We start from the raw sequence: 23316 nt of genomic DNA, 5'->3' as shown, positions 1-23316 counted from the left end.
CGGTAAGCGAATGCATTCGTTTTCTACTTTGAACTAGAGGTGATGCGGGAACCTAGGCGGCTGATCAATTCATTGGTAATGGTTTGTGCTTGATCAGCGGTAGTCGTCCAATCGCTGATTACTTCGAGCGAACTTTCGATCGCCAGTTCTGGATAGTCCGTTAAATCGATCAAGAGCATATCCATACAAACCAACCCAATCTGCGGGAGTAAAGCACCCTGATAAGAAAGTTGGAACCCTTGGTTTGATAGGGCACGTGGAACCCCGTCGCAGTAGCCGATGCTAACGATCCCGATCGTGGCTGGTCGATCAAAAACAGTGTCTAATCCATAGCCGATCGCTTCACCAGCGGCAACTGTTTTTTTGTCTACCAGTAAGGCTTTGAGTGTCAAAATCGGTTGTACGTTTATCTTCTGCTTCGTTGGTTCGTTCGGGACGCTCAATGAACCAGTTAGAAGTATACCTGGACGTACATAATCATAGTGTTTCTCTGGGTAATTCAATATTCCGTAGCTGCTTTGCAGATGTGTCAGTCCATAGGCGATATTTCTAGCGGATAAGCCAGCCAACAGATCATCAAAACAAGTGATTTGGGCTTGTGTCCGCAAGATACTTGTCGTATCCAGCTGATCTGAAGAGCCTAGATGGGAAAAAATGCCCGTAATCTTGAGAGATGGCAAGGCGTAAAGTCCAGTAACTGTCTCAAGATCAGGTGCAACGCCTAAGCGGTGCATACCAGTATCTACCGCTAAATGGCATTCGATCGGAATGCTTGTTTGGGCTAAAGCATGCCCATGGGCCTCACTAACAATGGTTTGAATCAAGGAATAATGTTTCAGCTCTTTGGCACGTTGGGCAGAAGTGTACCCTAAAATCAGTAAGCGACTTTTGATGCCAGCTCGCCGTAATTCAATGGCTTCTTCAAGGGTAGCAACGGCAAAGAAATCAACGCCGGCTCTTTCTAGGGTACTGGCGACCGTCTTCGCATCACAACCATAAGCCTCCGCTTTAACCACCGCCATCACTTTTGTTGTTGCTGGGATCAATCGCTTGATTTCCTGCAGGTTGTGCAACAAAGCGGGGGCGGAAAATTCTTTGGCTGCGCGCTGCAAGTGGGGCGGCGTTTTTTTCGAAAACGGGAACAGCTTTTGCAAAGCAAAGAGACCATGCACCACCCCAATGGTCAGTCCTAAGACCACGAAGAAATTGATCAGATTGTTTTGCAGCAAGGGCAGCTTTTGACTAAGAAAATGGGTCACTGCAATGGTATAAGGATGGAGCAAATAGAGCCAAAGGGACAGTCGACCCGCTTGTTTCCAGATCATGGGTGCTTGCCATTGCTGGATGATCGGAAATAAAAACAACAGGACGAAGGGCAAAAAAACATACATGCTGTCATGTTTCGGTGTGGTAAAGTGATGCAAAAGGTAACTTTCCAAAAGCAAGCAAATCAGACTGATCAGCAGATAACTATAGCGATGGGGAGAAGCTGGTTTCTTGGCAAATCTTCTGGCTAGTACCCCTAAGATCAAAAACAAAGGAGCAAAAAAAATGCCGTTGCGAGTTCCATCCAATAGTTGAAAAATCAGTGAATAGAATGGCGTAATGGGTGTTTGTGCAGCCAGGCCAGACCAACTGTCCCCACCTAAACCAACCACATACAAACCGACAGCAATGAAAAACACCTGCTTGAAAGAAAGACGTGTCAAGAGGCCCATCACTAGTAGACTGCCGGTAATGATCGCAGGAAAATACCAAAGATGGTAAAGAATGCCAGTGACCAACAATGTTTGGATAAAGGTGCCCAGCGGCATGTTCAACCCAAGCATACCGCTGTACCAAGCAAGCGGCAAAAAGAGCAGTGTGGCTATGAGGTAGACTTGCAGCTGCTTTTTAATAAACTGCCAGACACGCTGTCTGGCAGGATAGCTGTTTTGGGTGGCTAAGTCGCTGAACACGTAATATCCGCTGATCATAAAAAAGAAGGGAACGGCAATTCTGAAGAGCGTCAACGTGATCAGGATATCACCGTCAGGCCATAAACGATGAAGAGGCAGACAGTGGATCGCCACCACCATCATCGCCAAAATCACCCGGAATTGCTCGATTCCTTGATTCTTCTTCATGCGAACTGCCTCGCAGTTTGTTCAAGGTATTGATGGTATTCTTCCAAGGTCCACTGTTGACTGGCGATGATTTGACTATGAGGCAGACCGACATAACGAAAATGCCATGGTTCATAGCCAATCCCTGTAATCTCCTGTTTGTCTGCGGGATAGCGTAAAATAAACCCATAGTTCATCATTTCCTGGGTAAATAAATCAGCGGCTGCGCTGTCACGAAATCGTGGGCAGATCAAATCATCCTGGCTGCCCTTTAAACCAACATCGATCGCTAAGCCTAACTGATGTTCACTGCAACCGGGCAATGCCACAAATTGTTTCGTATAGGCTAGCCCATTTTCTTTCAAGGAATATTCCCATAAATACCGTTGCTGCTTTTCGGTTCGGTAGCCATCTAACAAGCAGATCACGTTTTCAAGCTTTAAGGCTTTGACGAGCCGTTTCCATTGTTTGGCTGCTTCTGGCTGCAAGTAAACCTCATCTTCGCTGAAGGCAGTAAGGACTAAATGAGGGGGTTCTTGGTTTTTTTCTAACGGAAATTCTTTGCTAACTAACTGTAGATAGGGATTCATTTGACTTCCTCCTTTGCTAAGATAAGCAGTTTTTGTAGTAGTTCTTGATAGGATAAGCCGACCGCTGCCATCATGGCAGGATAGCGGGAGTGACTCGTAAAGCCCGGCATAGTATTGATTTCATTCAAGTATAGTTCTCCTTGATCCGTGACAAAAAAGTCGATGCGAGCAAGACCTTTAAGACCAAGACTACGATAGAGCAGCTGAGCTTGTTCTTTGACCTTGGTTTCAATCGTTTCAGGCAATGGCGCAGGGACGGTGATTTTGGCGCTGATCAGCTGGTACTTTTCTTCAAAATCGAAAAAGCCGTCTTCTAATGAAATGGCGTCACAAGCACCGACAGTCAAAGAGTCGTTGCCCAAAATACCGCAACCGATCTCAACACCGGCAATATTTTTTTGTAGGAGCACTGCGGAACAATAAGTAAAGGCTTCTTTTAAGGCAGAAGCGATTTCTTCAACGCAGGTGACTTTAGTGATCCCTTTTGAGGAGCCCGCTTCATTAGGCTTAAAGAAAACTGGAAAGCCATGGGTCTGGATAAAAGCTTCGATTTGTTCTTGCTGGTTGGCTTGATTTGTCAAGAGAATCGTAGGAGCACTTTGTACGCCAATGGCTGCTGCAGCTTGATGCAGCAGCCATTTGTTCATACATAAGGCAGAACTTGCCACCCCGCAGCCTACATAAGGCAGCTTCATCAATTCAAACAATCCTTGGATACTGCCATCTTCCCCGTATTTGCCATGCATAATGGGAAATAAAACATCAGGTACCAACGTTTGCTGCTCTTCACTTAGCCAAAAGCCGTTTCCTTCGAATAGCGGCTGTATTTTCTGTTTATGTTTCGTATCCAACAACCACGTGTCTTGTCGGATGTTTTCCAGTTCTCCTGTATACAAGTACCAATCCATAGCATCTGGGGCGATCCCGATCAAAGAGAGGTCGTAGTCATAGGGAGATGATTGGAGTGCTTCGATTGCGCTAGTTGCTGAAGCTAAAGAAACGGTGTATTCCGGTGAATTGCCTCCAAAAATAATGGCGATTTTTTTCATATTTTTCTTCCTTCCGCTTTTCGATTCTTACTACATTCAGTCTATCAAGGAAAGAAAAAAGAAATTTGCGGGCTTACTGGTATCTTTCTTTTCTTTTTGTGATGAAATTCTGACGAATTTATGACAAAAGGAAGGCGACAGCTGCCGCTCTTTTTACACCAGGAAGAAACTAGCCTTTGAAGTAGAAAAAGCTGCCATAAGATGGAGTGGAAAAAATAGTGAAAAAAGAGCACTCTGAAGGAAAGGGGGGAGGCAATAGCAGGAACGTTGACACAAAAAAAGCACGCCGAAGCATGCTTTTGTAGTGACCCCAAAAAGTTAGACTTTTATGGAGTGGAGAAATCCACTCCTTTTTTGTACGATAAAATTAACTGTTAGACAGCTGTTTTTACAGCTTCTCGAAACTGAACCGGACTTCGCCAATTTAATTTCTTTTTGATGCGTTTATGGTTGTAATAATAGATATATTGGTCAATTTTTGTTTTCAATTCATCTAAACTCCGATAGACTTCTCCATGAAAAATCTCTTGCTTTAATAAACCAAAGAAGTTTTCCATAGGTGAGTTATCTAAACAATTCCCTTTACGAGACATACTCTGGAAGATTTTATGCTGCTTCAATTTATTCTTATAAGCATTCATTTGATAGGCCCATCCTTGATCTGAATGGAAGGTTCTACGAAATGGACAATCATTTGTCATCTGGATTGCTTCTTCTAATCCTTCCATTATGGCTAGTGCGTTTGGTTTTTCAGAAATCCGATAAGATAGAATTTCACTATTGTAGAAATCCATGAAAGGATCTAAATACAGCTTTTTCTGACGAACGACACCTGTGGTGTCTACTTCATAATACTTAAACTCTGTGGTATCAGTTGTAATTTTTTGGTGACAGATATTTGTATAAAACCGACGATGAATACGATTTTTGGCGACAGTGCCAACCTTCCCACGATAAGAATTGTACCGTCGAGATTTTCGAGTGTAAGACTTTACTTCGATACCTAGTTTTTTTATCAGACGTTGAATCTTCTTTTTATTGACATGAATCCCTTGATTCTCTAATTCTTTTTTTAGTCGCAGACAGCCATAGTCTTTATGCTCCTTGCGAATTTCAATCATTTTTTCTTCAATTTCTTGGTCTGGGTTTGGTCTGTCAAACCGTTTCTGCCAATACATATAGGTTGCTTTAGGAAATTTCAATGTTTCAAGAAGCTCAACTAGTTTGAATGATCCTCGGAGGCTGGCGATGATTCGTGCGATTGATTCTTGCGTCTTTGCTGGGCTTCCTGTTTTCGCAGCTTCCTCAACTCTTTTAAAAAGGCATTCTCAATTTGAAGGGATCGGACTTGCTTTTCTAATGCCTTGATACGATCGCGTTCTTCAGTTGTTGTATTTTCTTTTTTGTTCTCTTTTTTTCTAGCCAAAGTAAGTGATCGCCCTTTCTCTTTTGAGATCCCCTCAATACCTGCTTCTCTGAAATTACGCATCCAATTGGCAATAAGCGCAGGGTTGTTCATTTCTAAAGTGCTGGCAACTTCTCGATAGGACATCTCACTTGTTTGATATAACTCTATCGCATTTAACTTAAATTGAACAGAATATTTCTGATTTTGATGCTTTCTCAATAGACCTTCCTCTCCGTATTCACGATAGGCATTCACCCAATCACTTACTTGAGACTTGCTTGAAATACCGTATTTATTGGCAAGATGCCGATATCCACCCACACCACTAAGATATTCTTTAACGATTTTTAGTTTTAATTCAAAAGGATATTTTGCCATACAAATAGCGACCCCCAAAAGTTAGATTTTTGGTCTAACTTTTGGGGGTCGCTTCATTTTTCTTTTTGATGAGGGCTTTTCGATTATTATACGATTCGCTTATTGTGCGTAATGCGCACGAGGACCACCAATATATTTGGGCCGTGATCCCAGAGCTGTGACATGGGCAGCGCCAAGGGTCTTGATAGAGGGACGGATCGGGATTTGAACATGTTTGACATGCATGCCGATTGCTGTGTCGCCAATATCGATGCCAGCTTTTGCTACTATGTGCTCCACTTCAATAGGCTCATCGAACAGCTGGAAAGCGGCAACTGAGCAAGCACCGCCTGCATGCAACTGGGGCACTACTGCGACTTCTTCTAATTGATATAGTCGAGCTGTTTCACGCTCAACAGCTAAAGCCCGATTGAGGTGTTCACAGCCTTGAACGGCTAAATGAATATTTTTGGGACGCAAGATCGCTCGTAGTGTTTCAACGATAACCATGCCTACTTCTTGACTGGAATTTTTGCCAATCAAGCCGCCTACGACTTCACTTGTTGAACAACCAAGGACAAAAAGATCATTTTCACCAACGTTCGCTGTCGTAATGACTTCTTCAACGATCGTAGTTAAATCCGTTTTTAATTGATTGATATCTGTCATAAGAATCACCTTTCATATAAAGAAAACTTTTTCGTGCGGCGCAAGGCATGCGTCAGGGGTAAAGCAACGATGCTGCCAAAGACCGTTTGGATCAAATTACTTGGGATCGAGGCGATCCCAGCGCCTAAACCGAATAGCAAAACCGTTGCTGCTGCATAGCCGGCGATCATGATTAAACTGCCGACAATGACGGCTGCTAGTGGCCGATGGCTCATTCTACCTACGATCCAGCCTTGCACACCATGGATCACGATGGAAAAGAAGGCCCATTCAGGGTAACCTGATAGAAAATCAATGATGCCGCCGCTCATTCCACCGACGAAGGCACCGGCGCTAGGTCCGAACAAAAGGGCCGAGATATAGATCCCTGCTTCACATAAGGTCACAAAGCCCTTCGTTTGCGGAACAGGAATGATAAAGGTCAAAGAAAGTGCACACGTGAGTGCCGTCAGCATAGCGATCGTCGTTAGGTTTCTTACTTTCATAGGTGTTCCTCCTTTTTAAAATAGGCGAGCTGATTGACGTTGCCAGAGGTACCTAAAGGCAGACCGTCTTCAATCCCTGCCCAAACAAATGCTTTTGCGGTTTGGATAGCTGCTTCCAACGAAGTGCCTTTAGCAAGCATTGCGGCAATCGCTGATGAGAGGGTACAGCCAGCACCGTTGGTTGTGGTTCGCGTACTTTTTTCTGCCTCAAAAACGGTAAATTGTCCTTCTTGATACAAAACATCATAGGCTGTTTCCCCAGTTAGTCGACTGCCACCTTTGATCAGAACATTTGGGGCACCAAGCGCATGGATTTTTTTTGCCGCCGTTTTCATCTCTGCTAAAGAGGTAATGCTTTGTCCAGATAAGTGTTGTGCTTCGAGTAGATTAGGTGTCACTAATGCTGTGTAAGGAAACAATGAGATCAATCCTGCTTGATAGGAGTGGTTAAAGGCAGTATCTCCTTCTTTGAAGGCGAGAACGGGATCGAGCACGATCGGTCCGGTAAATGTTTGTAAAAAATCTCGCAGCAATTCAATGATGGCCGTTTGATGAAGCAGCCCGATTTTGATTGCATCTAGGGATACGACCGAACGCAGTGAATCCAGCTGTGCTTGGATCACAGGCTCAGGGAGATCATGGAACATAAGATCATCCTTGATGGCGACCACACATGTTAATAGGGCATGGCCAAACACCCCGAATTCCTCAAATGTTTTCAAATCAGCCGTCATGCCGCCACCTGCCAAACTGTCGAGACCAGCGATCGATAAGACTTGTTTCATGTCTGCTGCTCCTTTCATTTCTCATTTCTTTCTATTATAAACAGTCGGTAAAAAAGAAAAACGGCCAATTGGATGTTTTTTCCTCATCCAATTGACCATTTGTTTATTTCTCATTTAGTAAATCTCGCTCACGATACCATTCATCGGGACGCCAGATCCATTCAAAGCCATCGGCAGCTAAGAGATCATAGGCTGCTTGGGGGCCCATCGTTCCTGCGGCATAGTTTGGAAAATCAGGTGTTTCTTGGTCCCAAGCGTGACGGATCACATCAACGATGCGCCAAGATTGGGCAACTTCATCCCAGTGGGTAAAGTTAGTGCCATCACCGTTCAAGGCATCTAGAATCAGTTTTTCGTAAGCTTCAGGGGTGTTTTCGACGATTTCAGTACTATTTCGGTAATCGAGCTTCACTGGCAATGTCTCAAACCCTTGGCCAATTTCTTTTCCGTTCAAGGAAAGAGAGAAGCCTTCCGTCGGTTGAATGTAAATCGTCAGCACATTCGGTGCCAAACTCTCGATTTGCTTTTGTTCATTCAGGTCTTGCTTAAAGACATTGACTGGGACTTGTTTAAAGACAATGTTGATGCGAGTGCCTTTTTCCGTCAACCGTTTCCCAGTGCGCACATAAAATGGTACGCCGGACCAGCGGAAGTTATCGATCAAAAATTTCCCAGCAACGAAGGTTTCCGTTGCCGACTCTTCATCCACATTGGCTTCTTCACGGTAGCCAACAAATTTCTTGTCTTCTAATTGTCCTTTATCGTATTGCCCACGAACGAAGTGTTGTTTCACTTCTTCTTCGGAGTAGATACGGATCGCATTTAAGGCTTTGATTTTTTCTGTCCGTAATTCTTTTTCAGAAAAAGCCACTGGCGGTTCCATGGCTAATAAGGAAAGAATCTGCAGAATATGATTTTGGACCATATCCTTCAAGGCACCGCTCTTATCATAATAGCCGCCGCGTTCTTCTACGCCTAAGTTTTCTGCGATATTGATCTGAACATTGTCAATGTAACGATTGTTCCACATTGACTCAAAAATGTTATTGGCAAAACGAATCGCAGAAATATTTTGGATCATTTCTTTTCCTAAATAGTGATCGATTCGGTAGATTTCTTGTTCCGAAAAGACTTGATTGATCTCTTCATTCAAGTCTTTTGCTGAATTATAGTCGCTTCCAAACGGTTTCTCTATGATCACCCGATGGTAGCCGTCAGTATCCAGCATTCCTTGGGATTTCAAGTGAGAAACGATCGTCCCAAAGAAATTAGGGGACATTGCTAAGTAAAAAATCTGATTGCCTTCTAAATGGTATTTCTGATCTAAGGTTTCCGCCAAATCCTTTAATGAATCATAATGGCTCGTATCTGTTACATCATGTGATTGGTAGTAGAAATGAGAAGCGAATGTCTCTGCTTGTTCTTGTGAGTCACTCAACTCTTTGATTGTACCCATCACCACTTCACGATAGTGTTCATCCGACCAAGGACGGCGTGCAGTACCAATGACTGCAAAATCTTCTTTCAAATCGCCTTTTTTGTACAACCGAAACAAAGAAGGATATAGTTTGCGTTGGGCAAGGTCGCCCGTACCGCCAAAAATCGTAAAAAGGACCTTTTTTTCCATCATCTTCACTCCTTACAGTTTATCGACAAAAATCGTGCTGGCGGCTTTGTAGCTGACAGCAATTTCTTTTGTGTCATTTTTGATCGTAATCGGACCCTCGTATGCTGCCGCATCGATGATCTCGTATTCTTCATGAATATTCAATTTGATCGAAACGAGATAATCCAGCAGTTCTCGTTCGTCAAGGACACGGGCGATACGAATCTTGGTTCCTACTGGATAAGAACTCATGGTGTTTTTTTCGCCTTCGTGAATGAGTTCTCCTTGTTCAGGAATCATTCCCCCATGCGGGCAATACCGAGGATGATCAAGGTAGGCTTCTAAGCGGCTCGCCAATGTTTCTGAGGTGACATGTTCTAAAACTTCTGCGTCATCATGAACTTCATTCCATGAATAATGCAGGTGCTCTACAAGAAAGACTTCCCATAAACGATGCTTACGAATGAGGGCACTTGCAGAAGCTAAACCAGTTTCAGTCAACTGTACCCCTTGATAAGGTGAATGTTCCACTAAGCCTTCTTTTAATAATTTTGAAATCATTTCACTTACTGAAGCTGCTGAGACGTCCAGACCTGACACGATTTGTTTGTTATTGATCTTCTTTTGGTCACCACCAAGCTCTAAGATGAGCTTTAAATAATCTTCACGATTTGGTGTCATCGGATCCATCCTCTCTTATCAAAGACTATCAAAGTAGATTTTATCAAAAAAGCCAGCTGATTACTATGAAAAAAGCCGCCGGTTCTCAATATTCTATGTAAAAAGAAGACCGAGGGGAGCAACTCCACCTCAGCCTTTTTTTATTAAGCCCAATCACCATTGCGGAAGACAGGAACTGTGGTGCCATCTTCTTTGATGCCATCGATGGACATTTGGTCAGAGCCGACCATGAAGTCTACGTGGGTTTGGCTGCGGTTTAAACCAGCCGCTGCCAGTTCTTCTTCACTCATCTCAGTGCCGCCTTGTAAGCTGAAGGCATAAGCAGAGCCTAAAGCCAAGTGGTTTGAGGCATTTTCATCAAACAACGTATTGAAGAAGATGATGCCAGATTGTGAGATAGGGGAAGGGTCAGGGACTAAAGCGACTTCACCTAAAGATTTCGCTCCTTCATCGATCGCTAGCAATTTGCCTAACACTTCTTCGCCTTGTTCTGCAGAAAAGTCCACGACTTTACCGTCTTTGAAGGTGAATTTCATGCCAGAAATAATCGTACCTGCGTAGCTCAATGGTTTCGTACTTGAAATATAGCCATCGATGCGACGATTATCTGGGGCAGTAAAGACTTCTTCTGTTGGCATGTTCGCCATGAATTTTTCATTGCGGGTGTTGTAGCTGCCAGCACCTTCCCACAAGTGATTTTTTGGTAGGCCGATGATCAAATCGGTACCCGGTGCTGTATAGTGTAATGCGCTGAATTGTTCTTTGTTCAACTCTTCTGCCTTGAGTTGCAGCGTTTCATCATGTTTTTTCCAAGCGGCAACAGGATCTTCTTCGTAGATACGCGTCGTTTTGAAAATTTGATCCCATAGCTTGTCTTGTGCTTCTTCTGGGGAAGCATCAGGGAACACTTTTTGTGCCCAATCTTGACCTGCAGCAGCAACAACGGTCCAGCTGACTTTGTTGGCTTGTGTTGCTTGACGCAGTTTCATCATCGCTTTACCAGAAGCTGCTTGGAAAGCGGCGACCCGATCTGAGTCAACGCCCGCTAACGCATCGGGATTGGCAGAAACGACACTGATGCGGCTCGCACCTTTTTCGACCCAATCTTCTGTTTGATCAATTTTGTGTTGAGGGATCGTAGACAAACGATCCTCAGCTGCATGCGCAAGAAATTCTTTTTGAACCACATCGTCGGTCCATTGAACGATTACTTCATCAGCGCCTAGCTCATACGCTTTTTTTGTCAATAGTCGAGCTAACGGTGCTTGGTCCACGGCGATTTGGATGACGATGGTGTGCCCTTTTTGGACATTTACACCAACTTCTGTGATCAGTTGGGCATATTTTTCAAGGTTCTGATTAAAGTTTGGTAAAACCATTAAAATTCCTCCATTTATTCTAAAATTATAACTGTCTTCATGATAGCACTAAGTATTTTTGAAAACAAACGAAAAAGAGAGCAAAAAAACAGAGGTCTTCAAATTGAAAAACTGGAAACACTAGGGGCAATAATTTTAAAAGTTTTTTTGCAAACTTAAAAAAACATGATACAATAAGTAAAAGGTATTTCTGAAAGCGATGTATAGCAGAATTAAGGAGATTAAAAAATTATGGCAAGAAAGAAAACTATTACTAGAGACCAGATTTTAAAAGCTGCCTATGAAGTTGTCGCAACCGAAGGATTTACACGTTTTACCGCACGCAATATCGCAGCGAAGATGAAATGTTCAACGCAACCGATCTACTTAGAATTTAAAAATATGGATGACTTAAAAAATGCATTGATCAATCAGATTTACGACTACTTAGCGACAGAAGTTTTTCCAGTTGAAAGACGGGGAGATGTCATCGTTGACTTAACGTTAAATTATATTGGCTTTGCAAATAAAGAAAAACGATTATACCGAGCGCTATACTTAGAAGAGCATGGTGGTGGGGATTCCATGCAGCAGTTTTCATTTGACCTTTTTGTAAAATCAGTAAAAAAAGAACCAAAGTATCAAGATCTATCGGACGTGAAATTACAGTCCTTGCATACTGGTGTCTGGATCGTCGCTACTGGCTTAGCGGCATTGATGTCTTCGGGGATCATTCATCCCACAGAAGATCAGATTGCTAAGCTGATGACGGAAACCACCGATAATATTTTAGCAAGAGAAACACCCATCGATATCAGTTATCATTAAGCAAACAAGAAAACCTCCGACAGAATCAAGTGATTTTGTCAGAGGTTTTCTTGTTTTATTCTGCAAATGCTTCCGCTAGCTTTTTGGCAAAGGCTTCTAAGTTTTGAATATCGTCTTCTTCCGCAGCCAAGTCGACCTTGACGCTATCTGCCCCTTTTGTTGCACCTGTCTTACTAAAGACGGCTTCAAAGTCATCGACGGACTTACAAAAGTCATCATAAAACGTATCGCCAGAGCCGCAGACCCCAAAGATTTTGCCACTTAAATCAAGTTCTTGCAAATCTTCGTAAAAATCGACGATCTCATCAGGCAATTCACCGTCACCGTATGTATAGGTTGCGACGATACAGATATCGGCGTCTTCAAACTCATCGGCATCCACTTGGGTACACTCATTCATTTCAACTTCCATGTCAAGATTTTCAAGGGCTTCAGAAACGATATCTGCAATTTCTTCCGTATTCCCCGTCATACTCGCATAGACGATTTTTGCTAAAGCCATGGGCTTTTTCCTCCAATCTCATTCCTATTCTCAAGGAAAACTCTCTTACAGATTATAGCAAATGCACGAAAGATTGAAAACAAAACTTGAAAAACTCTTTACAATGTCTGTGAATTTTGTAAAATAAGGGATTTCTATGGTAAAATAAGAGGAATTTAATTAAGGGAGACGAGAACATGATTACATTAAAATCTGCCAGAGAAATAGACCGCATGGCCGAATCCGGCGCGCTGTTAGCAGATGTCCACAAACAATTACGCAGCTTCATCAAACCTGGTATCACCAGTTGGGATATCGAAGTGTTTGTCAGAGATTATATTGAAAGCCATGGCGGAATTGCCGCCCAAATTGGTTTTGAAGATTACAAATATGCCACTTGCTGCAGTATCAACGATGAGATTTGTCACGGGTTCCCCCGAAAAAAACCATTGAAAGATGGCGATCTGATCAAAGTTGATATGTGTATTGATTTAAAAGGCGCCATTTCTGATTCTTGCTGGAGTTATGTGGTAGGAAACTCGACGCCTGAGATCGATCGTTTAATGGAAGTAACCAAAAAAGCGTTGTATCTAGGAATCGAACAAGCCCAAGTTGGCAACCGAATCGGTGACATCGGTCATGCCATTCAAACCTATGCGGAAAAAGAAGGCTACGGTGTCGTGCGCGATTTCGTTGGACACGGCATTGGTCCAACGATCCATGAGAGTCCGATGATTCCTCACTACGGAGAAGCCGGCAAAGGGTTACGTTTAAAAGAAGGAATGGTTATTACCATCGAACCTATGATCAATACAGGGACGTGGAAAATGAAAATGGATCCTAACGGCTGGACCGCCTATACTCTAGATGGTGGCTTAAGTTGCCAATACGAACATAGTTTGGCGATCACCAAAGAAGGGCCACGCATTTTGACTTCTCAAGGAGAAGAAGGAACCTACTAAATTTTGGCGGTAGGAGACTTCTGATTGTTACGTATGACAAAGAAAAAAAGGCAGATGATTCGCTGGCGGAGGAAGAAACATGAAAATCGTTGATAAAGTAAAAAGCAATCAAAAGCTGATGCGTTTCATTGAAACAACGCAAAATAGAATAACCGATTCAGAGATGGGGACCACATCGGTCGTCGTCGCCTACTATTTATTGCTTTCACTTTTCCCGTTAATGATTGCGCTGGGAAATCTGTTGCCTTATTTATCGATTGATCCGAACACGGTTTTATCTTATGTACAAGAATTGATCCCTAGTCAAATCTATGACTTTATCGGACCAGCGATCGAAAACCTCCTCACCACAAGCTCTGGCGGGTTGTTATCGATTTCCGCCTTGGCTGCGTTGTGGTCTGCGAGTCAAAGTATCAATGCCTTGCAAATTGCGATGAACAAAGCCTTCGGTGTGGACCAACGTTCCAATTTTATCGTGGTGCGCGCAGTATCATTTGTGATCATCCTGCTCTTTATGATTGCGATCGTTGGTGTTACGATGGTATTTGGGCTTGGAAAAATCATTCTTGATTTTTTGCAGCCGATTTTTAAGTTTCAAGACAATCTGATCGATACGTTCCAAACAGTCAAATGGCCAGTCACGATCGTTGCTTTGCTATTTATCATGATGCTGATCTATTGGTTAGTGCCGAATGCAAAGGTCAAGTTGCGTTCGACTTTGCCAGGGGCGATCTTTGCAACGATTGGCTGGATGTTGCTGTCACAGGTGTTTGGCTTATACGCCCGTTACTTTGCTGCGAAAATCATTGGCTATCAAATTATTGGAAGTTTTATTGTTTTAATGATCTGGTTGAATCTTGCTGCGACGATTATTATCTTGGGTGGAATCATCAACGCAGTGGTAGAAGAGTATGTGTCGGGACAAGAGATCAAAGAACGAACAGATCCTGTTCAGCGGATTTCTTCGAAAATCGAAGATACATTTACCAATAAAGAGAAATAACGGAAAGCGAGAATAAACGATGGATTTTGCATTCAAATTTGTAATGCGCTTATTTATAACAATGATCGTGTCTTTAATCCTAACACCGATCATTAAATTGATCTCTTTTAAGATCGGCGCAGTCGATCGACCAGGAGATCGCCGAATCAACACCAAGACAATGCCGACCGCAGGGGGACTGAGTATTTTTCTTTCGTTCTCTTTTGCATTGCTTTGGGAATTCCGTGCAATGATTCCTTTTGACTATGTCTGGCCGATGCTTTTAGGTGCAGCCATCGTCGTAGTTACTGGATTATTGGATGATATCTTTGAGTTGACGCCCCTGCAAAAAACACTGGGTTTGACGTTAGCGGCTTTGGAGATCTATTTTGTTGCTGGTATCAAAATCAGCACGGTTTCGATCCCTTATCTCGGGGTTTTTGACTTGGGCTGGTTAGGCTTACCTATGACGATCCTATGGATTTTGGCGATCACGAATGCGGTCAACTTGATTGACGGTTTAGATGGTCTAGCGAGTGGGGTCTCCATTATCAGTCTGACAACGATTGGGATCATTAGTTACTTCTTTTTACCAAACTCCGTTGAAGTACCGATGGTGATTTTTACATTGATTGCCGCGATCGTAGGCTTCTTTCCTTACAATTTTTATCCAGCCACGATTTTTTTAGGCGATACTGGGGCGCTTTTTCTAGGTTTCATGATTTCCGTCCTATCGTTGCAAGGCTTAAAAAATGCGACCTTCATTACAGTGATCACCCCAATGTTGATTTTAGGGGTACCCATTACCGATACCGTCTATGCGATGATTCGTAGAAAATTCAATAAACAAAAGATCTCTTCAGCAGATAAAATGCACTTGCATCATCGCTTACTTTCATTAGGGTTTACCCACCGTGGCACGGTCTTGACGATCTATGCCTTGGCGATGGTTTTTTCATTTATTGCATTATTGATGAATTATGCCAGTAACACCGCAATCATCTTGCTGATCATTAGTACAGGTTTTGGCATCGAATTGTTTATCGAGTTGATTGGTTTGGTGGGAGAAAATCGTCAACCACTCATGTGCGCGCTGAAGTTTCTTGGAAACCGTCGATTCAGGCAAAAAGTCTTGAAGGCGCGAGCGGAAAAGAGAAAAGACAAGCAAGAAGAGGAAAGCGAAGATTTAGCTGCTAGCGCTTCTCAAATCAAGGAAAAGCGACGAAAGAGAAAACATTACCAAGCAAAACACAAAAAATAAACGATACAGTTGCGGCAAAGGTGTCCAACAGGTGAGATGAATACGAGCGATCGTTGAAGGTCAGGAGGAGTCAGTGCTTCTTCTAGTGCGTTCTCTTACGATCAGCTGTCGATGATTCGATCAATCCGTTGGCGATACTTGCCGCTTTTTGTTTGTTTGAAAAATGGTCAGACAAACATTATTTCCTGTCGAATTCTTCCGTCTTGAATTGACGGATCTAGCCCTAAACGTCTATACTTAAAAAGAGCAGCAGACTAATCAAAGAAAGAAGGATATGAACGAATGCCAAATGTGAAACAACTGACGTCAGAAAAAATGGGAACAATTTATGAGCTTTCCAATGATAGCGGTACCATCGTAAGGCTAAGTCCTGAAGGCGCACGCTTATTGGATTGGGTCGTTCCAGTAGAAGAAGGTCGCGACATCGTGGTCGGTTATGACACGATCGAAGGACATCGCCAAGCACGTTATTATGGCGCAACGATCGGCCCTGTGGCGGGAAGGATCGCAGGTACTCGCTTTGAGATCGACGGACAAGAATACCAAACGGAAGACAATGATGGCGGCAATACGCTTCATGGCGGTTCAAAGGGGCTGGATACTGATACATGGATCACTGAAACCTTTGAAGAAGCAGACAAAGCTGGGGTGATTTTTACTACCACACGGCAAGATGGCGATAGCGGGTTTCCTGGAAATGTTCGTTATCAAGTCACCTATACGTTGACGAATGACAATGAACTATTGCTTGCTTATGATGCCAACACTGACAAAGCGACTTTATTTAACCCAACGAACCACGGTTATTTCAATTTGACAGGTGATACCCAACAGCCGATCGATGACCACTTGGTTCAAATCAATGCCGAACATGTGGCTGAAACGAATGACGATGTGACGACGACCGGTGAAAAAACGCCTGTCGCAGGCACAAAGTTTGATTTTAGACAAGAACGCCCGATGGGAACGACGATGTTGGATGATCCGTTCTTATTAGACCATACGCAAGAGTGGGATCTAAAAGTAACCAGTCCCGATCAAAAAGTGCAGCTGACTGTAACTACTGACCGTCCTGCCGTTGTTATTTACACAACGGGTGAGGGAGAAGCTGGTGCATCAATGAAGACTGGTCCTTTTGCCAATCATGGCGGGATGGCGATCGAAACACAAGGTGTTCCTGGCTCTGAGAAATTTACCCACTTTGGTGAGATCGTGTTGCGTCCAGAAGAACCCTTCCACTCTGTGACGACGTATCAGGTCCACTTTTAAGCATAGGAACCAAATCATTTTTAATGAAATAGAAAAAAGCATTGTCAAAACGCAGAAAGTTTGGCGATGCTTTTTTTTGACAAAATCCGATTACAGATGTAAACTTAAAAATGTGAATCACTTATGAAAGGAAGTGGACAAATGCAACCTGTGGTCGAACCAATCAAAATCAGCGATTCTGAATGGGAAGTCATGCGTGTGATCTGGACATTAGGACAATCCGACGCGAAAGAGATCACCGCTTTATTGAGCGAAAATAAAAATTGGAAAGCAGCAACTGTCAAGACGCTTTTAGGACGACTCGTCAAAAAAGGCGTATTGAAAACAGAAAGCCAAGGGAAAAAATTTGTTTATTCGCCACTTGTTTCCGAAGAAGCAACCGTTCGCAGCGCAGCTGAGAATCTTTTTTCTCATATTTGTGCCAAAAAAGTTGGGCAGACATTAGCAGAAATGATCCAAGAAGCAGCATTGACGGCAGAAGATTTGGCGATGCTCCAAGCAGCAGTCGACCAAAAAGTGCCAGTAGCAGCGATCTCATGTAATTGTATTCCTGGTCAGTGCCAATGCAAAACCCATGCAACAAAATAAGTAGCCAACGAACTGTTAAAAGAAATGAGGAATCGTAATGAAAAAAAACATGCAAATCAGCGGAATGAATTGTGCCCATTGTGCCGCAAAAGTTGAAAAAGCGCTTAGTGAAGTACCGGGTGTGAAAAAAGCCAAAGTGGACTTGAAAAAAGCTCGCGGAACAGTCAAGTTTGACGAGTCGCAAGTGACAGAAACAGCCTTAGTCAATGCGGTCACCGAAGCGGGTTATCAAGGGGTATTTGAGTAAGCAATGGAATTGCTAAAGTGAAAATGAAAAATCAAAACAAATGAAAAGTGTCCAGCCGCTTGAAGCTTTTGTATGAAGGAGCAAGACTGTACGCACATTCAGTGAAATAGGAAGGGGAATACTAGGATGAATCAGAAAAAAACGTCTTCCGCAAGTAGTAGTCAGACGTCAAGCCATCATAGGCATGAACCTGCTTTGAATGAGCGGGATAATGGTACACAGGGAGAAGAGCAACATGCGCAATCACAAGTGACAGAAGTCCCTGAGCCTAGCCATGAGATGAATGGGATGGATCATCACAAGGCGACATCAAAACAGCAGGAGCATGAAAGCTCCGATAGTAACCATGGTCCTATGGATCATGAAGTGTCCAGCGTGGACTATAGCCATAAGGGCCATGAGATATCTGGCATGGATCACGGCCACAAGGACCACGAGATGTCTGGCATGAACCATAGTCACATGAATCATGAGATGTCTGGCATGGATCACGGCCATAAGGACCATAAGATGTCTGGTATGAATCATAGTCACATGAATCATGAGATGTCTGGCATGGATCATAGTCATATGGATCATGGAATGGGTGGCATGGATCATAGTATGCATATGGGAAATTTTAAGCAAAAGTTTTGGCTATCCTTGGTTTTGGCGATTCCAATCGTCATTTTATCACCAATGATGGGCATCGAATTGCCCTTTCAGTTCACGTTTCCTGGCTCAGATTGGGTCGTATTGCTTTTAGGAACGATCCTGTTTTTCTATGGAGGGCAGCCGTTTTTAAGTGGTGCGAAAATGGAATTGAAACAAAAAAGCCCAGCCATGATGACGTTGATTGCTATGGGGATCACGGTTTCTTATTTTTATAGTCTTTACGCATTTATCGCCAATCATTTTCTTGCTGTTCCTCATGTAATGGATTTCTTCTGGGAACTAGCGACTTTGATCGTGATCATGTTGTTGGGCCATTGGATCGAGATGAATGCCGTTTCTAATGCTGGCAATGCATTACAGAAATTAGCAGAACTATTGCCAAAAGAAGTGATTCGGAAAAATGCGGATGGATCAGAAGAACAGATTCCATTAGAAGAAGTGACCAACAAAACACAGTTGATCGTTCGCTCAGGAGATAAGATTCCTACCGACGGAACGATCCTTGAAGGAGAAACAACAATCGATGAGTCGGCAGTGACTGGTGAATCCAGACGGGTACCTAAAACCGTCGGCAGTACTGTCATTGGAGGATCTGTCAACGGCAATGGTACCATCACGATGGAAGTCACAGGAACTGGGGAAGACAGCTACTTAGCGAAAGTCATGGAAATGGTGCGAAAAGCCCAAGCAGATAAATCCCGCTTAGAAGCACTTTCGGACAAAGTGGCAAAATGGCTGTTTTATATTGCGTTAGTTGCTGGTGTCTTGGCATTTGCTGTATGGCTGTTTGTTGCTGACCTACCGACTGCTCTTGATCGAATGGTCACGGTATTCGTCATTGCCTGTCCCCATGCGTTAGGGCTAGCGATTCCCCTCGTGGTTGCTCGCTCGACATCGATCGCTGCCAAAAATGGCTTGCTCTTAAAAAATCGCAACGCACTGGAGAATGCGCATCATGTTGATTATCTGATCCTCGATAAGACCGGTACGTTAACAGAAGGAACGTTTACCGTAACTGGCATCGAGGCGACAGGCAGTCTTTCTGCATCAGAAGTACTAGCTTACCTAGCAGGTCTTGAGAAAACCGCCAATCATCCGATCGCAGAAGGTATTTTAGCCCAAGCTGAAAAGGAAAACATCACAGCCAAAAAGGCGACTGATGTTCAAACAAGGACAGGGATTGGTCTGGAAGGCGTGATCGATGGACAGAAGTGGGTGATCGTCAATCAAAAAGGATTGGAGCAATTAGCCATTCAGTATCAAGGGAACTCCTTGGAAAATTATCAAGAACAGGGCAATACCATCAGCTATTTGGTTCATGACGGCAAAGTGGAAGGAATCGTCGCATTAGGGGATAAGGTGAAACCAGAAGCGAGTCAATTTATTCAAAAAGTGAAAGACTTAGGCATCACACCAGTTATGGCTACTGGAGACAACCAAGAAGCGGCGCAAGCCGTAGCCGATTACCTAGGAATCGAAGCCTTCCATGCGGCAATGTTGCCAGACGATAAAGAACGTCTAGTCAGTGACTATGTCAAAGAGGGCAAGCGCGTCGTAATGGTAGGCGATGGGATCAATGACGCCCCAAGTCTTGCAAGAGCGACGATCGGGATTGCGATCGGAGCGGGTACCGATGTAGCGATCGATTCAGCCGATGTCGTTTTGACGAATAGCGAACCTCAAGACATCTTGCACTTCTTGACTTTGGCGAAAAAAACAAGACGCAAGATGATTCAAAATCTCTGGTGGGGCGCAGGATACAATATTTTTGCCATTCCTTTGGCAGCTGGCGTCCTCGCACCGATCGGGATCATTTTGAACCCAGCAGTCGGAGCTGTCTTGATGTCTATGAGCACGATCATCGTTGCCATCAATGCAATGACCTTATCAATCGAAAAAAGCGGCGATTAGCCGCTTTTTTGTTTCTTTTCCTAGGAGCAGTGAAATACCTCTATAATCTGCTTCTGGATTTATGCTATAATGTGTTCGTTGAGACAAGGAGGACGTTGATTATGGAACTGAAGAAATTGGATGTTCCCACTACTTCAATTACTGAAGTAAAAAAATCTCCGATGGATGTATTTAATCAAGCGCGAGAAGCAGGAACAGCAGTATATGTATTCAATCGTGAAAAAGTGGCGGGGGTCATGTTGACACAAGAGCAGTATGAAACGTTATTGCAGGAATTAGATTATTTGCGTCAGCGACCGATGATGGAAGAAGAACCCGAACAGCCGCCAGTGGCAGGGCTAGAGGAATTCTTACAAATCATGCGGCAAGCGCTGATCACCGGTGCGAGCATCTCGGCAAAAAATTTAGATGAGCGAATGGTGGCGTTAGGGTTCATCACTCGTAAAACTGGTTTTGGCGGTGTCGTTGACATGGTGAACGAATTGAAAGAAACAGGCAAGATCGTTTACCAGCTACGTAAAAAACAAGATGGTAAATCGGTGACCGCTGAAGTCATTGGAGAACAAGACAATCAAACGCAATTATTTGATAAATTGATCATCAAAAAAATCTTTCTAAAAGAAAAATAAACTCTGGAATTTGTCCCAGCGTTTCAGACGGTAGACAAAGTACGGATGTTTTCGTACTTTGTCTTTTTTTTCTATAAATAGTGGAGCTTGTTAACTTTTTTAAAACTGTGAAAGATACTGCTCATCCAACCAACAAAAGTTCCAGCCAGTTACAGACTAGGTTTTAAGTCAGCCAGTAAGTTTTCCCGTCTTTCGTCCGTTGCATAAATCCGTATTCGATCAAATAACGTCGGACAGTGACGTAATCGGTGATCGCTTGCTTTAATACATCGTTGACGGCAGCTTCTGAATAATTTTTCTTCGGATCAAATTTTTGTGCCAGTACACTCAAGACAACGATCTTGCGCTTTTCTTTGCTGGGAAATTGTTTGATAAACCCCGTTTCATCAAAATAAGTAGCAATGATCTTTTCTCTTTCACTAGCCGTAATGGCATAGCGATCATCAAGCATCGTCGCCCCTTTGTGAGGCGGCAGCAACGGGGTATCTTGCAACAAGGACATGATACTTAAAAAAACAGTCGCTTGTCGCTGCTTTTCTTTTAGTTTAAAGCGATGATTCCTGACGGTCGAAGAAGAGATACCTAAGCGCTGGGCAATCACAGTATCGCTAACATCTTGGGCAAACAGTTGTAAAATCTCCTGTTGGCTCTCTGATAAGCCTGTTTGTTCTTTGGGTAAAGCCAACAATGCGGATAAAACGGTTCCGTGATGCTCAGTGATATGCTGCATCATTCGTTTTTTTGCTGTAAAAAAGGCGCCATCAACGGGATAGATTTCTTCTTTGTCGAAGGTCTCCTGACAAAATACGCAACAATAATCCGTTGGTGTTGCGACATATCCTTGCTGATAATCAGAAATGGTAAACTCTTGATAAGGTTTCATTTTGGTTCTCCTTTTATTGTTTAGATATATACTAACATAAGTTGAATTTGTTTGTAAATAAGCAAACGGATTTATCGTTATTAGATTAATTTCATCCGTTGCTTAAAATCGTCGCCTTTTTGTGTTAGGATTAACAACAATAGCGAATGAATTTGCTTAATTCAAAGGAGTGATACTATGGCAGACGTAAGCCAACGCTTCAATCACGAAGTGTACAATATAGCTGTTTCATTGATTCGTAAATTTGATGAACGGGTTTCTTCAATTCCTGATATTTTAAAGTTAACGTTAGGCGAGCCGGATTTCAACACACCGGAGCACGTGAAAAAATCGGGTGTCCAAGCAATCGAACAAAATTTCAGTCACTATTCTGGAATGGCAGGCTTAGCAGATGTTCGGCAAGCAGCCAGTCTCTTTTTGAAAAATAAATATCAGCTTGATTACGACTTTCAATCAGAAGTATTAGTGACGATCGGTGCAACGGAAGCAATCTCAGCTTCTTTATTAGCCACGTTAGAACCTGGTGATAAAGTGATTCTACCAGCACCAATTTATCCAGGCTATGAACCAGTCATCCATTTAGCTCATGCCAAACCGATTTATCTTGATACGACGGATAATGACTTTGTTTTAGCGCCAGAAGTTTTGGAAGCAGCCTTAAAAGAACATGGGGAGCAAGTCAAGGCAGTCATTTTGAATTATCCTAGCAATCCAACAGGGGTCGTTTATACCCGAGAACAAGTCAAAGCATTGGCAGAAGTTTTAGAAAAATACCCCGTTTTTGTTATTAGCGATGAAATTTATAGTGAGTTGACTTATGATGAAACCCACGTATCCATTGCTGAATACTTGCGGGATCAAACGATCGTGATCAACGGCTTGTCGAAATCACACGCGATGACTGGTTGGCGCGTCGGCTTCATTTTTGCACCAGCAGCGTTGACTGCTCAGATCATTAAGGTCCACCAATACTTAGTGACCGCGGCCTCAACGATTTCTCAAAAAGCCGCAGTGCGGGCATTGATCGAAGGCATCAACGATGCAGAAGTCATGAAAGCCGATTACCGTGAACGCCGAGATTACTTGTTTGAAAAGATGACTGCCCTTGGTTTTGAAATGGCGAAGCCATCTGGTGCATTCTACATTTTTGCCAAAATACCAGCAGGTTTCAACCAAGATTCCATGGCTTTTTGTGTCGACTTAGCCGAAAAGAATCAATTAGCAATCATTCCAGGGATCGCCTTTGGTCCCGAAGCAGAAGGCTATGTTCGTTTAAGCTATGCGGCAAGTATGGAAAACTTGGTGGAAGCGATGGATCGCTTGACACGCTATATGCAAAGCAATTGATTCTACAAACGTTTCTTTAGTTCATAAGTGTTAGCTAAAGTAAGCCCCCTCTGATGGATGCAGCGGGGGCTTTTTTAGGCAATCGACGAACTTTACAAAAGATTTACATCGCTTTATCGATTCTTTACATGAAATCCATCAAGGGTTTACACCGCCTTGCTAAACTAAGCATATAACGAAA

General features: G+C 43.2%; 22 protein-coding genes. 10 read left to right on the top strand and 12 right to left on the bottom strand.

Annotated features, from left to right (window positions below):
* Positions 1–23: 23 nt before the first annotated feature.
* The 10 genes from vanT to QN079_RS12225 all read right to left on the bottom strand — a co-directional run bounded on the left by vanT (position 24) and on the right by QN079_RS12225 (position 11114).
* Entirely contained in the window at positions 24–2126 is a 2103-nt protein-coding gene (vanT, locus tag QN079_RS12270; protein ID WP_289229841.1) for a membrane-bound serine racemase VanT, read from the bottom strand.
* Positions 2123–2695, bottom strand: a complete 573-nt coding sequence (vanXY, locus tag QN079_RS12265; protein ID WP_289229840.1) for a D,D-carboxypeptidase/D,D-dipeptidase VanXY — start codon at positions 2693–2695, stop codon at positions 2123–2125. The genes vanT and vanXY overlap by 4 nt, the downstream gene beginning before the upstream one ends.
* Positions 2692–3744: a D-alanine--D-serine ligase VanC gene (vanC, locus tag QN079_RS12260; protein WP_289229839.1), complete on the bottom strand. Its 1053-nt coding sequence runs from the start codon at positions 3742–3744 to the stop codon at positions 2692–2694. Before vanC ends, vanXY begins: the two co-directional genes overlap by 4 nt.
* A 374-nt stretch (positions 3745–4118) precedes the next feature.
* A protein-coding gene (locus QN079_RS12255) for an IS3 family transposase (protein ID WP_428206824.1) occupies positions 4119–5530 on the bottom strand; the annotation gives its coding sequence in 2 pieces (ribosomal slippage) (positions 4119–5062 and positions 5062–5530; 1413 coding nt in all).
* Between the two features lie 99 nt (positions 5531–5629).
* Positions 5630–6178, bottom strand: a complete 549-nt coding sequence (locus QN079_RS12250; protein ID WP_289229838.1) for a TIGR01440 family protein — start codon at positions 6176–6178, stop codon at positions 5630–5632.
* A 5-nt stretch (positions 6179–6183) separates the two neighbouring features.
* Positions 6184–6663 (bottom strand): ECF transporter S component, encoded by a 480-nt coding sequence (locus tag QN079_RS12245; protein ID WP_289229837.1) that lies wholly within the window; start codon positions 6661–6663, stop codon positions 6184–6186.
* Positions 6660–7448: a bifunctional hydroxymethylpyrimidine kinase/phosphomethylpyrimidine kinase gene (locus QN079_RS12240; RefSeq protein WP_005237263.1), complete on the bottom strand. Its 789-nt coding sequence runs from the start codon at positions 7446–7448 to the stop codon at positions 6660–6662. The genes QN079_RS12245 and QN079_RS12240 overlap by 4 nt, the downstream gene beginning before the upstream one ends.
* Before the next feature lie 103 nt (positions 7449–7551).
* Positions 7552–9078 carry a glucose-6-phosphate dehydrogenase gene (gene zwf, locus QN079_RS12235; protein WP_289229836.1) on the bottom strand — a complete coding sequence of 509 codons (1527 nt, stop codon included), beginning with the start codon at positions 9076–9078 and terminating at the stop codon, positions 7552–7554.
* A gap of 9 nt (positions 9079–9087) precedes the next feature.
* On the bottom strand, positions 9088–9735 hold the full coding sequence (efaR, locus tag QN079_RS12230; RefSeq protein ID WP_015510150.1) for a transcriptional regulator EfaR: 648 nt from the start codon (positions 9733–9735) through the stop codon (positions 9088–9090).
* Between the two features lie 143 nt (positions 9736–9878).
* Positions 9879–11114, bottom strand: a complete 1236-nt coding sequence (locus QN079_RS12225) for an aminopeptidase (protein ID WP_289229835.1) — start codon at positions 11112–11114, stop codon at positions 9879–9881.
* 231 nt (positions 11115–11345) lie between these two features.
* On the opposite strand from QN079_RS12225, the gene QN079_RS12220 reads away from it, so the two are divergent.
* Positions 11346–11921, top strand: coding sequence for a TetR/AcrR family transcriptional regulator (locus QN079_RS12220; RefSeq protein ID WP_005228861.1), 576 nt, complete (start codon positions 11346–11348; stop codon positions 11919–11921).
* A gap of 55 nt (positions 11922–11976) precedes the next feature.
* On the opposite strand, the gene QN079_RS12215 is transcribed toward QN079_RS12220, so the two are convergent.
* Positions 11977–12423 (bottom strand): flavodoxin, encoded by a 447-nt coding sequence (locus tag QN079_RS12215; RefSeq protein ID WP_015510148.1) that lies wholly within the window; start codon positions 12421–12423, stop codon positions 11977–11979.
* Between the two features lie 176 nt (positions 12424–12599).
* On the opposite strand from QN079_RS12215, the gene map reads away from it, so the two are divergent.
* The 8 genes from map to QN079_RS12175 all read left to right on the top strand — a co-directional run bounded on the left by map (position 12600) and on the right by QN079_RS12175 (position 20905).
* A complete protein-coding gene (gene map / locus QN079_RS12210) occupies positions 12600–13364 on the top strand; it encodes a type I methionyl aminopeptidase (RefSeq protein WP_005228863.1) in 765 nt (254 codons plus the stop codon).
* A gap of 79 nt (positions 13365–13443) precedes the next feature.
* A complete protein-coding gene (locus QN079_RS12205) occupies positions 13444–14367 on the top strand; it encodes a YihY/virulence factor BrkB family protein (RefSeq protein WP_005228865.1) in 924 nt (307 codons plus the stop codon).
* 19 nt (positions 14368–14386) lie between these two features.
* Positions 14387–15607 carry a glycosyltransferase family 4 protein gene (locus QN079_RS12200; RefSeq protein ID WP_015510147.1) on the top strand — a complete coding sequence of 407 codons (1221 nt, stop codon included), beginning with the start codon at positions 14387–14389 and terminating at the stop codon, positions 15605–15607.
* Between the two features lie 282 nt (positions 15608–15889).
* The gene (locus tag QN079_RS12195) at positions 15890–16876 is read left to right on the top strand and encodes an aldose epimerase family protein (RefSeq protein WP_289229834.1); all 987 of its coding nucleotides are present in this window, start codon (positions 15890–15892) and stop codon (positions 16874–16876) included.
* 141 nt (positions 16877–17017) lie between these two features.
* Entirely contained in the window at positions 17018–17464 is a 447-nt protein-coding gene (locus tag QN079_RS12190) for a CopY/TcrY family copper transport repressor (protein WP_060792542.1), read from the top strand.
* Between the two features lie 37 nt (positions 17465–17501).
* Entirely contained in the window at positions 17502–17711 is a 210-nt protein-coding gene (copZ, locus tag QN079_RS12185; protein ID WP_005228873.1) for a copper chaperone CopZ, read from the top strand.
* Between the two features lie 126 nt (positions 17712–17837).
* Positions 17838–20276: a heavy metal translocating P-type ATPase gene (locus QN079_RS12180; protein WP_289229833.1), complete on the top strand. Its 2439-nt coding sequence runs from the start codon at positions 17838–17840 to the stop codon at positions 20274–20276.
* A gap of 101 nt (positions 20277–20377) precedes the next feature.
* Positions 20378–20905 carry a hypothetical protein gene (locus tag QN079_RS12175; protein ID WP_010749742.1) on the top strand — a complete coding sequence of 176 codons (528 nt, stop codon included), beginning with the start codon at positions 20378–20380 and terminating at the stop codon, positions 20903–20905.
* A 163-nt stretch (positions 20906–21068) separates the two neighbouring features.
* Here the strand turns inward: QN079_RS12175 and QN079_RS12170 are convergent, their stop codons facing one another.
* Entirely contained in the window at positions 21069–21788 is a 720-nt protein-coding gene (locus tag QN079_RS12170) for a DUF2087 domain-containing protein (protein WP_010749741.1), read from the bottom strand.
* 177 nt (positions 21789–21965) lie between these two features.
* On the opposite strand from QN079_RS12170, the gene QN079_RS12165 reads away from it, so the two are divergent.
* Positions 21966–23135 (top strand): pyridoxal phosphate-dependent aminotransferase, encoded by a 1170-nt coding sequence (locus tag QN079_RS12165; RefSeq protein WP_081116389.1) that lies wholly within the window; start codon positions 21966–21968, stop codon positions 23133–23135.
* The last annotated feature ends 181 nt before the right edge of the window (positions 23136–23316 follow it).

The sequence above is a fragment of the Enterococcus sp. FZMF genome (assembly GCF_030263915.1).
GTDB lineage: Bacteria > Bacillota > Bacilli > Lactobacillales > Enterococcaceae > Enterococcus_D > Enterococcus_D casseliflavus.
The sequence above is the reverse complement of the archived record's forward strand: the minus strand, read 5'-3'. Positions and strand labels throughout refer to the sequence as shown.

Excerpts from the sequence above, each read along its gene's own strand:
- QN079_RS12215 (WP_015510148.1), bottom strand. The coding sequence starts at position 12,423 with ATGGCTTTAGCAAAAATCGTCTATGCGAGTATGACGGGGAATACGGAA.
- QN079_RS12250 (WP_289229838.1), bottom strand. The coding sequence starts at position 6,178 with ATGACAGATATCAATCAATTAAAAACGGATTTAACTACGATCGTTGAA.
- zwf (WP_289229836.1), bottom strand. The coding sequence starts at position 9,078 with ATGATGGAAAAAAAGGTCCTTTTTACGATTTTTGGCGGTACGGGCGAC.
- QN079_RS12245 (WP_289229837.1), bottom strand. The coding sequence starts at position 6,663 with ATGAAAGTAAGAAACCTAACGACGATCGCTATGCTGACGGCACTCACG.
- QN079_RS12190 (WP_060792542.1), top strand. The coding sequence starts at position 17,018 with ATGCAACCTGTGGTCGAACCAATCAAAATCAGCGATTCTGAATGGGAA.
- vanT (WP_289229841.1), bottom strand. The coding sequence starts at position 2,126 with ATGAAGAAGAATCAAGGAATCGAGCAATTCCGGGTGATTTTGGCGATG.
- copZ (WP_005228873.1), top strand. The coding sequence starts at position 17,502 with ATGAAAAAAAACATGCAAATCAGCGGAATGAATTGTGCCCATTGTGCC.
- QN079_RS12195 (WP_289229834.1), top strand. The coding sequence starts at position 15,890 with ATGCCAAATGTGAAACAACTGACGTCAGAAAAAATGGGAACAATTTAT.
- QN079_RS12165 (WP_081116389.1), top strand. The coding sequence starts at position 21,966 with ATGGCAGACGTAAGCCAACGCTTCAATCACGAAGTGTACAATATAGCT.
- QN079_RS12220 (WP_005228861.1), top strand. The coding sequence starts at position 11,346 with ATGGCAAGAAAGAAAACTATTACTAGAGACCAGATTTTAAAAGCTGCC.
- vanXY (WP_289229840.1), bottom strand. The coding sequence starts at position 2,695 with ATGAATCCCTATCTACAGTTAGTTAGCAAAGAATTTCCGTTAGAAAAA.
- map (WP_005228863.1), top strand. The coding sequence starts at position 12,600 with ATGATTACATTAAAATCTGCCAGAGAAATAGACCGCATGGCCGAATCC.
- QN079_RS12175 (WP_010749742.1), top strand. The coding sequence starts at position 20,378 with ATGGAACTGAAGAAATTGGATGTTCCCACTACTTCAATTACTGAAGTA.
- QN079_RS12180 (WP_289229833.1), top strand. The coding sequence starts at position 17,838 with ATGAATCAGAAAAAAACGTCTTCCGCAAGTAGTAGTCAGACGTCAAGC.
- QN079_RS12170 (WP_010749741.1), bottom strand. The coding sequence starts at position 21,788 with ATGAAACCTTATCAAGAGTTTACCATTTCTGATTATCAGCAAGGATAT.
- QN079_RS12240 (WP_005237263.1), bottom strand. The coding sequence starts at position 7,448 with ATGAAACAAGTCTTATCGATCGCTGGTCTCGACAGTTTGGCAGGTGGC.
- vanC (WP_289229839.1), bottom strand. The coding sequence starts at position 3,744 with ATGAAAAAAATCGCCATTATTTTTGGAGGCAATTCACCGGAATACACC.
- efaR (WP_015510150.1), bottom strand. The coding sequence starts at position 9,735 with ATGACACCAAATCGTGAAGATTATTTAAAGCTCATCTTAGAGCTTGGT.
- QN079_RS12225 (WP_289229835.1), bottom strand. The coding sequence starts at position 11,114 with ATGGTTTTACCAAACTTTAATCAGAACCTTGAAAAATATGCCCAACTG.
- QN079_RS12200 (WP_015510147.1), top strand. The coding sequence starts at position 14,387 with ATGGATTTTGCATTCAAATTTGTAATGCGCTTATTTATAACAATGATC.
- QN079_RS12205 (WP_005228865.1), top strand. The coding sequence starts at position 13,444 with ATGAAAATCGTTGATAAAGTAAAAAGCAATCAAAAGCTGATGCGTTTC.